This is a genomic window from Coprococcus intestinihominis, assembly GCF_040096555.1.
Taxonomy (GTDB): domain Bacteria; phylum Bacillota; class Clostridia; order Lachnospirales; family Lachnospiraceae; genus Coprococcus_A; species Coprococcus_A intestinihominis.
The window spans coordinates 1-9,619 of sequence record NZ_JBBMEK010000115.1 but is presented as its reverse complement, the minus strand read 5'-3'; the positions used below and the strand labels follow the sequence as shown (position 1 = coordinate 9,619).

At 44.2% G+C, this 9,619-nt stretch carries 11 protein-coding genes; 9 read left to right on the top strand and 2 right to left on the bottom strand.

Annotation, left to right across the window (positions count from 1 at the left end):
* Nucleotides 1-76 precede the first annotated feature (76 nt).
* Nucleotides 77-1,825 carry an Rqc2 family fibronectin-binding protein gene (locus tag WMO25_RS09980; RefSeq protein WP_349085171.1) on the bottom strand — a complete coding sequence of 583 codons (1,749 nt, stop codon included), beginning with the start codon at nt 1,823-1,825 and terminating at the stop codon, nt 77-79.
* A gap of 219 nt (nt 1,826-2,044) precedes the next feature.
* On the opposite strand from WMO25_RS09980, the gene WMO25_RS09975 reads away from it, so the two are divergent.
* The 9 genes from WMO25_RS09975 (at nt 2,045) to WMO25_RS09935 (ending at nt 8,763) form a co-directional block, all read left to right on the top strand.
* Complete coding sequence (locus WMO25_RS09975) at nt 2,045-2,923, top strand: YicC/YloC family endoribonuclease (RefSeq protein ID WP_349085170.1); 879 nt, start codon at nt 2,045-2,047, stop codon at nt 2,921-2,923.
* A gap of 14 nt (nt 2,924-2,937) precedes the next feature.
* The gene (locus WMO25_RS09970; RefSeq protein WP_015514580.1) at nt 2,938-3,225 is read left to right on the top strand and encodes a DUF370 domain-containing protein; all 288 of its coding nucleotides are present in this window, start codon (nt 2,938-2,940) and stop codon (nt 3,223-3,225) included.
* Nucleotides 3,218-3,859 carry a guanylate kinase gene (gene gmk, locus WMO25_RS09965; protein ID WP_349085169.1) on the top strand — a complete coding sequence of 214 codons (642 nt, stop codon included), beginning with the start codon at nt 3,218-3,220 and terminating at the stop codon, nt 3,857-3,859. Before WMO25_RS09970 ends, gmk begins: the two co-directional genes overlap by 8 nt.
* A gap of 3 nt (nt 3,860-3,862) precedes the next feature.
* Complete coding sequence (rpoZ, locus tag WMO25_RS18875) at nt 3,863-4,291, top strand: DNA-directed RNA polymerase subunit omega (RefSeq protein ID WP_015514578.1); 429 nt, start codon at nt 3,863-3,865, stop codon at nt 4,289-4,291.
* A gap of 36 nt (nt 4,292-4,327) precedes the next feature.
* Nucleotides 4,328-4,699 carry a thioesterase family protein gene (locus tag WMO25_RS09955; protein WP_015514577.1) on the top strand — a complete coding sequence of 124 codons (372 nt, stop codon included), beginning with the start codon at nt 4,328-4,330 and terminating at the stop codon, nt 4,697-4,699.
* A 185-nt stretch (nt 4,700-4,884) separates the two neighbouring features.
* Entirely contained in the window at nt 4,885-5,724 is an 840-nt protein-coding gene (locus tag WMO25_RS09950) for a DUF5685 family protein (protein WP_117539025.1), read from the top strand.
* A complete protein-coding gene (locus WMO25_RS09945) occupies nt 5,721-6,464 on the top strand; it encodes a DnaJ domain-containing protein (RefSeq protein WP_117539026.1) in 744 nt (247 codons plus the stop codon). Before WMO25_RS09950 ends, WMO25_RS09945 begins: the two co-directional genes overlap by 4 nt.
* A gap of 43 nt (nt 6,465-6,507) precedes the next feature.
* Nucleotides 6,508-6,792 (top strand): barstar family protein, encoded by a 285-nt coding sequence (locus tag WMO25_RS09940; RefSeq protein WP_349085168.1) that lies wholly within the window; start codon nt 6,508-6,510, stop codon nt 6,790-6,792.
* Nucleotides 6,793-6,834: 42 nt separating this feature from the next.
* On the top strand, nt 6,835-8,763 hold the full coding sequence (locus WMO25_RS09935) for a peptidylprolyl isomerase (protein ID WP_349085167.1): 1,929 nt from the start codon (nt 6,835-6,837) through the stop codon (nt 8,761-8,763).
* Between the two features lie 93 nt (nt 8,764-8,856).
* On the opposite strand, the gene rlmD is transcribed toward WMO25_RS09935, so the two are convergent.
* Nucleotides 8,857-9,619 (bottom strand): 23S rRNA (uracil(1939)-C(5))-methyltransferase RlmD (gene rlmD, locus WMO25_RS09930; RefSeq protein ID WP_349085166.1); only part of this gene is annotated, 763 nt, incomplete at its 5' end.

Here is a 9,619-nt window from a genome sequence, read left to right as displayed (position 1 = left end):
CCCACGCCCAAGCCCGGGCAGTGCGAACGTGCCTGATTTTACATAGCCGTCGCAGAGTCCAACGTTCGAGGCCAGTTTATTTCACCTGCTGAATGTTTCGGATATCCGGATCTATCAGTAATGAATAGTTTGTATGGTAGATGACGAAGCCTGGTTTTCCGCCGGGTGTTTTTTTGACCTGTTTTTTCTGGATGTAGTCGATTTCGACTTTTTCCGCGTCACGGCCTTTGGAGTAGTAAGCGGCCAGTCGGCCGGCTTCTTCGAAGGTGCGGTCCGGCAGCTCCTGTCCTTCGCTCTTGACAATAACGTGGGAGCCCGGGATGCCTTTGGCATGGAACCACCAGTCGTTGCCTGTGGCGAATTTGAAGGTCAATTCTTCGTTCTGGAAGTTATTCTTGCCCACATACATATGGAAGCCATCTGATGAGATATAGTGGAATGGCTTGCTGTTAATGCGGACTTTTTTGTTGCCCTTTTTGCCGGAAAAATGGCGTTTGATATAGCCAAACTGAATCAGTTCTTCCTTGAGCTGAATCAGATCATCTTCTGAGACGGCGATATCAAGGGCAGTGCTAATGGAATCCAGATGTTCCAGTTCGTCTTTTGTTTCCTGAATCTGGACGGACAGGGCTTCCCATGTACGTTTTAACTTGGCATAGCGGTCAAAATATTTGACGGAGTTTTCATGGGCGCTTAACTGGGAGTCCAGAGGTACCTGGATTTCTTCATTCGTATAATAGTTGATACATTTAAGACTTTTGGCACCGGGTTCCAGACTGTAGCCGTAGGTGTTTAACATTTCGCCGTAAATACGGTATTTATCCTTCTTCTCAGTGTCCTTTAATTGTTTCTCCTGAAGGGCATATTTCTTGCGGCATCTCTCAAGGGCTGTTGTTACAATGCGTCGAAGGTCGGAGGATCGCTGGCGGATTCTTGTAGCCGCATTGCGGGCGGCGTAATAATATCTCAGAACTTCGGAAATACTGTCGAAATCCTCCTCCTGTAATTCTCCGTAACAGGTCAGCTGAGTAGAAGAAAACTCTGTCGGTGTGCCCTCATCGGAAACAATATTCGGCTGATAGCGATGCTCAATGATATCTTCTTTTAATTTCTCAAAGGTTCGGTAAAGATGTAGCTGTTCCAGTTCTGATAAAGCTTTGGTGCTGGCACCGGAATCGATGGAAGCCCGGAAACAGAGTTCTTCGGCAATCAACGGACTGATGCCGGTAATCATTGTGTAAATCGCTTTGCCGACAGGAAGAGGCTGGGCAAGAACTTTACCGATAAAGGATGTCTCATCCACTTCCAGAGGATTCAGTTTGTGCTGGGTTTCAGCGATAAAATACTGTCTGCCTGGAAGCACTTCACGGATGGAGCTGACATTGGCAGAAATATGTTTGATACTGTCGATAATGGTCATATCCGGCTGGCAGAAAATAATATTGCTGTGTTTGCCCATCAATTCTACAATGAGTATCTTTTCACAGACATCCCCCATTTCGTTGAGATGTTCAATATGAAAATGCAGGATACGTTCCAGTCCGGGCTGGGTAATGGAAAGAATCTTGCCGCCGTTGATGTGTTTGCGCAGCAACATGCAGAAGTTCGGCGCTACAGCCGGATTGGCCGGCGTATCATCTGTCAGATAAATCAGTGGCAGAGAGGCACTGGCAGAAATCAACAGTTTGTAATTGGTACGATTATTCTTAATGCCGAGAATCAGAGCATCCGGTTCCGGCTGATAAATTTTATTAATACGTCCTCCCGTCAGTGTCTCCGAGAGTTCATATACGATATTGGATATAACAAGTCCATCTAAAGCCATATTGATGTACTTCCTTTCTTTTCAATTCAGATAATATCATACCATATATAAAGAGAGAGGGGCAAGGAACTTTTGCAGAAAGTATTGTTCGAGTATGCTTTTGGTGTTGACTTGTATTTTTTTGTGTTTTATAATAAAGTGTATATGTCCATATATATCCATCCGAATCGAAGGCAGAAGAGGATGGCATATGCAATACCATGAGAGCAGGTGAACCAGATGTTAAAGAGTATGACTGGTTTTGGGCGATGCGAGATCGCCGATAAAGACAGAAAGGTCATTGTAGAGATGAAGTCTGTGAATCACAGATATTGTGATATCACGATCAAGATGCCGAAGAAGCTGAGCTTTTTCGAGTCAGCCATCCGCAGTCTGTTGAAGAAGTATATTCAGAGAGGTAAAGTGGATATTTTTATTACCTATGAAGACTATACAGAGAACAGAAGCTGTCTGAAGTACAACAGGGAACTGGCAGCGGAATATATGGATGCCCTTCGCCAGATGTCTGAAGATTTTAGCATAGAGAATGATGTGCGGACTTCTGCACTTTCACGATATCCGGAGGTTCTGACAGTAGAAGAACAGACCGTTGATGAAGATGAATTATGGCATTTCATTGAGCCGGCGATTACAAAGGCCTGTGAGGGTCTTGTAGAGACAAGAAGCCGGGAAGGCGAACAGCTGAAGAATGATCTGATCGCCAAGCTGGACGGCATGTTGGCGTATGTGGCTTATATTGAAGAACGTTCGCCTCAGATCATTGCGGACTACAGGGCACGTCTTGAGGATAAGGTCAGAGATTTGCTTGGTGACACGAATATCGATGAAGGCAGAATTGCCATGGAGACAACGATTTATGCGGATAAGCTTTGCGTAGATGAGGAGATTGTTCGTTTGAAGAGTCATATTGAGGCAACGAGGACAACACTTGTGAATGGCGGAAGCGTCGGCCGCAAGCTGGACTTCATTGCTCAGGAGATGAACAGAGAGGCCAATACCATTCTGTCAAAGGCCAATGACCTGTTGATTTCCAATACAGCCATTGATCTGAAGACAGATATTGAGAAGGTCAGAGAACAGATTCAGAATATTGAATAATCGGAGAGTATGCGATGAGCAGATTGATCAATATCGGTTTTGGCAATATGGTGAATGCGGCCAAGATTGTGGCCATTATCAGTCCTGATTCAGCGCCCAGCAAGCGGATTGTTCAGAATGCCAAGGATGAAGGCAGAGCAATTGATGCAACGCAGGGACGAAGAACCCGTGCCGTGATCATTATGACAGATGATCATGTTGTCTTATCCGCTTTGCAGCCGGAGACAATTGCCGGACGGTATCAGGGACGGGATATTCAGGAACAATTAACAGATATAGAAAAGGATGAGGAAGATGAGTGATCAGAAGAGAGGTATTTTGACGATTATCTCTGGTTTTTCAGGTGCCGGTAAGGGAACGGTTGTCGGCAGACTTCTTGAGAAGTACCCTGAGAGATATAAACTGTCCATTTCTGCAACGACACGCAGTCCGAGAAATGGTGAAGAGCATGGTGTGCATTATTTTTTCAAGAGTGATGAAGAATTTCAGCAGATGATTGAGAACGATGCATTTCTGGAATATGCGCAGTATGTCGAACATTCTTACGGGACACCTCGTCAGTATGTAGAAGAGAATCTGGCTGCCGGTTATGATGTGATTCTTGAGATTGAGCAGCAAGGCGCGTTTGCAGTAAAGAAAGCGGTGCCGGAGGCAATTCTGATTTTTCTGACACCACCGACAATTGAAGAACTTGAAAGAAGACTTCGCAATCGTAAGACTGAGAGTGATGACGTGATCGCATCACGGCTTGCCCAGGCATGTGCTGAAGCAGCGCATGTTGATCAGTATGATTACATTGTGATCAATGATGAGGTGGAGCACTGTGTGGATGCAGTGAACCGTCTGATTGAAACAGAACATCAGAGAACACAGTTTAACGGTGCGAAGATTCAAGAATTGCAGAGAAATCTGCAGCCATATAGAAAAGGAGAATGATACATGTTACATCCATCTTATACAGAATTAATGGACGCTGTTAACAGCGAAGTCAAAGAGGGCGAGCAGCCGATCGTCAGCAGCAGATATTCTATCGTTATTGCAGCTGCCAAGCGTGCAAGGCAGATTATTGCAGGTGCAGAATCTGCAGTTCCGGATTATAAGAACAAAAAGCCACTTTCCGTTGCAGTTGAAGAACTTATGGACGGAGATGTTAAGATCCTTTCAAGCGGCGAGGATGCGGATGATGAAGACGATAAGCCAAGCATTGGCGGTGATGTTTATGATATTGCCCTTGACGTCGATGATGAAGACATTTTTGAGGATGAGATGAAGGAAGATTCTGATGAAGATTCTGAGGATGAAGATGATGAGGAAAAAGAATCCGAGTCTGACGAAGATATGAGCAGTGAAGAGGACGATTACGAATAGTTCTGAGGAATACGACATCATAAGGAGGCTTTATCAATGGAAGCAGGAATTAAGAATGAGAAGAGTATTGTTGTAACAGAAGATGTAACAGCCAGCAAGGTGGGCAGCGGTTTATTACCTGTTTATGCAACGCCTAGTATGATTGCATTAATGGAAGGCACATGTGCAGAAAGCGTTCAGTCTGAACTGGCAGAAGGCGAAGGCACAGTTGGTGTATCCGTTGATATCAAGCATATTGCGGCAACACCGATTGGCATGAAAGTCAGATGCGAAAGCCTTTTAAAGGAAGTCAACGGCAAGAAGCTTGTATTTGAAGTGAATGTTTATGACGAGAAGGGTCTGATCGGCACAGGTACGCACAAACGTGCAATCATCAACAACGAAGCATTTATGGCAAGACTGGCATAATCAATGATCATTTGACACGGGCACACCGGCAGGTCTGGTGTGCCTGCCTTTATACCTGCATGATTTGTTTCTCAGAGTTTTATAAAATTATCATATTCATTTAATTGTTATTTGAATTGTTTGGAATTAATATAGATGTATGCGCTTGCAGACAATACTTTAACAGTGAATTTGAAAGGAATCAGATGTTTGGATATATTACAGTCAACAGGGCGGAATTAAAAGTTAAGGAATCAGCGGCATACGATGCTTATTACTGCGGTTTATGTCATGCACTTCACGGCCTTCACGGACGTGCCGGTCAGTTGACGCTGACATATGATATGACATTTCTTGTTATCCTTCTGAATGGTGTTTATGAACATGAAATGCATGAGAAGACGGGAAGATGTCTGGTCCATCCGATGAAAAAGCATACAGAGCGGTGGAATGATTTTTCTTCTTACTGTGCGGATATGAATATATTGCTGGCCTATCACAATTTGCTGGATGATTGGCAGGATGACAGAAAGCTTTCCCGTTATGCAGCTGCACAGCTGCTGTCAAAGACATATCGCGGCATCAGAGAGAAGTATCCGCGTCAGCATCAGGCAGTCGTTGATTATATGAAGGCGCTTTCTGCATGCGAGAAAAGTTGTTCTGACAATGTAGAGGAGGCGGCCTGCCTAACGGGTAAGATGTTGGCAGAGATTTTTGTCTGCCGGGAGGATGCCTGGGCATCAGATCTCAGACAGATGGGTTTTTTCCTCGGCAAATTTATTTATCTGATGGATGCTTATGAGGATATAGAGAAGGATGCCGTGTCCGGGAACTATAATCCTTTCATGACAATAAAAGATCACGAGAACTTTGACAGTGAATGTCAGAACATGCTGATGATGCAGATGGCAGAATGCTGCAGGGCATTTGAGCGTCTGCCGATTGTGCAGGATGCAGGTATTCTTCGGAATATTCTTTATTCCGGTGTATGGGCAAAGTTTGCCTCAGTATATAATAAAAGAAATAAGGCAGGAGAGAACGAATGACAGATCCCTATCAGGTACTTGGCGTAAGCAGAGATGCCAGCAATGATGAAATAAAAAAAGCATATCGAAGACTGAGCAGGAAGTATCATCCTGACGCCAATATTAATAATCCGAATAAAGAGGCGGCTGAGGCAAAGTTCAAAGAAGTGCAGGCTGCTTACAATCAGATTATCAATGAGCGTGAGCATGGTACTTCAGGGCAGAGCAGTGCAGGTTATGGCGGCTATGGCTATGGTAATTCAGCCGGCGGCCAGGATTTTTGGGGCAGTTTCGGTGGATTTGGCGGCTATGGCAGTGGTTATGGCGGTTATGGCAGCCAGCAGCAGAATCAGCAGAACCAGTATCAGGATGAGGATTCTCTGAAATTCCGTGCGGCGGCCAATTATATCAATGCCGGAAGTTATACGGAAGCTCTGCATGTACTTGACAGTATTTCCAACAGGAATGCACAGTGGTATTATCTGAGTGCCCTTGCCAATGCAAGAATGGGAAGCAATATCAATGCCAAGGAGCATGCCAGAAAAGCAGTGGAATTGGATCCGAATAACATGCAGTATCGGCAGCTGCTCAGTCAGCTGGAATCCGGTGGACAGTGGTATCAGGATATGGGACAGTCATACGGGATGCCGACCATCAATGTATCAGACTGGTGCTGCAAGATTTTATGTCTGAATGCGGCATGCGGCTGTTTATGTCCAGGTGCCGGATGCTGTGGACCGGGCGTATTCTATTACCATTAAAGCACTGCATTCCATATGGCGGAATGAGAGGGAGACTAGGACGATGAAAGAGATTACATTAAATGGAAAGTTTATGGCGTCAGAATCCTCAGCACAAAAATACCTATTTGATGTGTTTGATTTTCCGGAATATTATGGCAATGATCTGGAAGGCTTTTATGATGCATTGACAGATATAACGGAAGAGACACATGTCACGATCATTAATCGTGAATGTATGGAGATTACTTCTTATGGTTCCAGACTTATGTGGGTATTTGAGGATGCTGCCAGTGACAACAGCAATCTGTCGCTGGCCTGGACAGAAGTAAGCTATGAAGAATATTAGAAATTAATAGTAGGAAGGAGCGACGCGGTACTTGCCAGAACGGTGGGCATCGCGGCAGTTGATATGTCTGAAAAGAACAACAAATCCAATAGTCCGGCAGACAACACAAAGTCGGAGAAGAAAATGACAAAGTATGACCTGAAGATGCAGCGTCGTCAGGAGGAAGAGAAAAAGGCAAAGAAGGAGAAGGCAATCATCAAAACAGGTTGTATTCTCGCAGTGATCATTTGTGTATGTATTGCTGCCTGGAAGTTCTATGATAATTATCAGGAAAAGCATGGCCCATATATTACAGTTGGCGATCATGAAATTCAGAAAGCTGAATTTGACTATTATTATTACAGCAGCCTGAATTCATTTGCTTCCACATATGGCAGTTATCTGTCTTACTTTGGTCTGGATACATCCAAACCGCTGGATCAGCAGCAGTATTCAGATACAATGACATGGGATGATTATTTCCAGCAGCAGGCAGTCAATCAGCTGAAGAATGTTTACGCACTGACAGATGAAGCCAATGAAAAAGGTTTTGAGTATGATGCATCTTCTGATTATGACGATATGGTCACTTCCATTAAATCCTATGCCCAGCAGCAGGGAGTCAGTGAAGATGAATATTGCAAGTCTGTATTTGGCAGTGATGCAACACTTGAAGGTATCAAACCATATGTAGAGATGAGCGGTCTTGCATCTGCTTATTACAATGATGTCAAGGACAATATCGAAGTCACAGATGACGAGATCAATACTTACTATGATGAGAACAAGGACAATTATGATTCTGTAGATTACAGAGTCTGCAAGATTGAAGCAGATATGCCGGAAGAAGAGACTGAGACTGAAACAGAGGCCCAGACAGAAACAGCGGCTGAAAGTATTTCTGAAACAGCCGCAGAGAGCACTTCTGAAACTGCAATGACAGAAACTCAGACAGAGACAGAATCTGAGACAATGAGTGCGGAAGAAAGCGAAGCCGCAGCCAAGGCTGAAGAAGAAGCGAAGGAAGCAGCAATGGCAGCTGCCAAAGCAAAAGCTGATGAGATGCTTTCCAAGATCAAGGATGAAGCTTCTTTCGAGAAAGTTTATAATAAGTATGCATCTGATACAACCGTTGATTCTCTGAATACAGGCAAGAAGAAATCCTCTATCAGCCCTACAGATGTTGCTAACTGGTTATTTGATGCGGATCGTCAGGCAGGAGATACAACTGTGATCGAAGATACTGCCAATAATGCATATTATGTTGTTTACTTCAAAGACAGATACCTTGATCATATAAAGACCGTTGATGTTCGACAGATTCTGATCAGTGCAGATACTTCATCTTCTGATGCGGCAGAGACTGACGAGACAGAAACAACTGCAGCTGGTGAAACAGAAACAGCAGAGACTGAATCTGCAGAGGCACAGGAACAGGCTAAGGAAGATGCAAAAGCAGCAGCAAAGATTAAAGCTGAGCAGATTCTGGATGACTGGAAGAACGGTGATGCAACAGAGGACAGTTTTGCAGAGCTTGCCAAGACATACAGCGATGATACAGGTTCCAATACAAATGGCGGTCTGTATGAAGCAGTCAAAGAAGGTCAGATGGTTACAAACTTCAATGACTGGATTTTCGATGCTTCCCGTAAGCCTGGTGATACAGGTATTGTAGAATCCGATTATGGCTATCATATCATTTACTTTGTAGGAGATAATAAAGAAGAATGGTATGTGAACATCAAAGATACCATCACATCCAACAAGCTGAATGATTATATGTCTGATCTGACAGCAGATATTGAAGTGAAAGATAGCAGACATCACGTTGCATATCTGCATGAGACAGAGGCTGCAACAGAGACAACTTCAGATACTGCAGCATCCACAGAGAGTGCTGCAGCCAGCGAAAGTGCAGCAGAGACAGCAGCTTCCGAAACAGAAACTGTCGCTGAAACGACGACAGAAACTGCTGAAACAACAGCAAAATAATAGACGAAAAAAACCCCAAGGATATATTCATTCCTTGGGGATTTTTTCGTGGACAAATTGTTGTCCGTTGGCAAGAAAAGAAGTGAAAACTCCTTACTTTCTGCGGGTTAAGAGGCATACAGTTTCCATATGTGTTGTGAATGGGAACATATCCACCGGCTGAATTTTCTCAGCGGTATACTGATGTTTCTTAAAAAATTCCAGATCCCTTGCCAGTGTTTCCGGATTACAGGAAATATAAACAATGCGGTCCGGATTCAGAGAGATGGCAGAGGCCATGAAAGATTGTGTGGAACCGGCTCTCGGAGGGTCCATGAAGATCACATCTGCCTTGGCATTCTGTTCCTGCATTTCGTTTAAGAAGCGTTCAGCATCATTCTGATAGAAGGTAATGTTTCCGATATTGTTGTGACGGGCATTGTTTCGGGCGTCTTTCACAGAGGCTGGATTTAATTCAACACCAATAACGGATTTGGCTTTGTCAGCGGCGATGATGCCAATGGTTCCGATACCGCAGTAGACATCTACAACGGTTTCTTTACCTGTCAGTCCGGCATAATCCATGGCTGTTTGGTAAAGAAGCTCTGTTTGAACCGGATTTACCTGATAGAAGGCAGATGGTGAAATGGCAAATGTATGGCCGCATAATGTATCAACAATGTAGCCTTTGCCGTAAAGAGTAATATTGCGTTCGCCCAGAACCATGCTGGTATTCTGGTCATTGACATTGAGAATCACAGTTGTAATCTCCGGATGTTCTTTTCTGAGGGCTTTGACAAAATTATTCTTAGAAGGGAAAACAGGAGAGGATGCAACCAGCACAACCATGATCTCACCGCTTGTAAAACCACGGCGA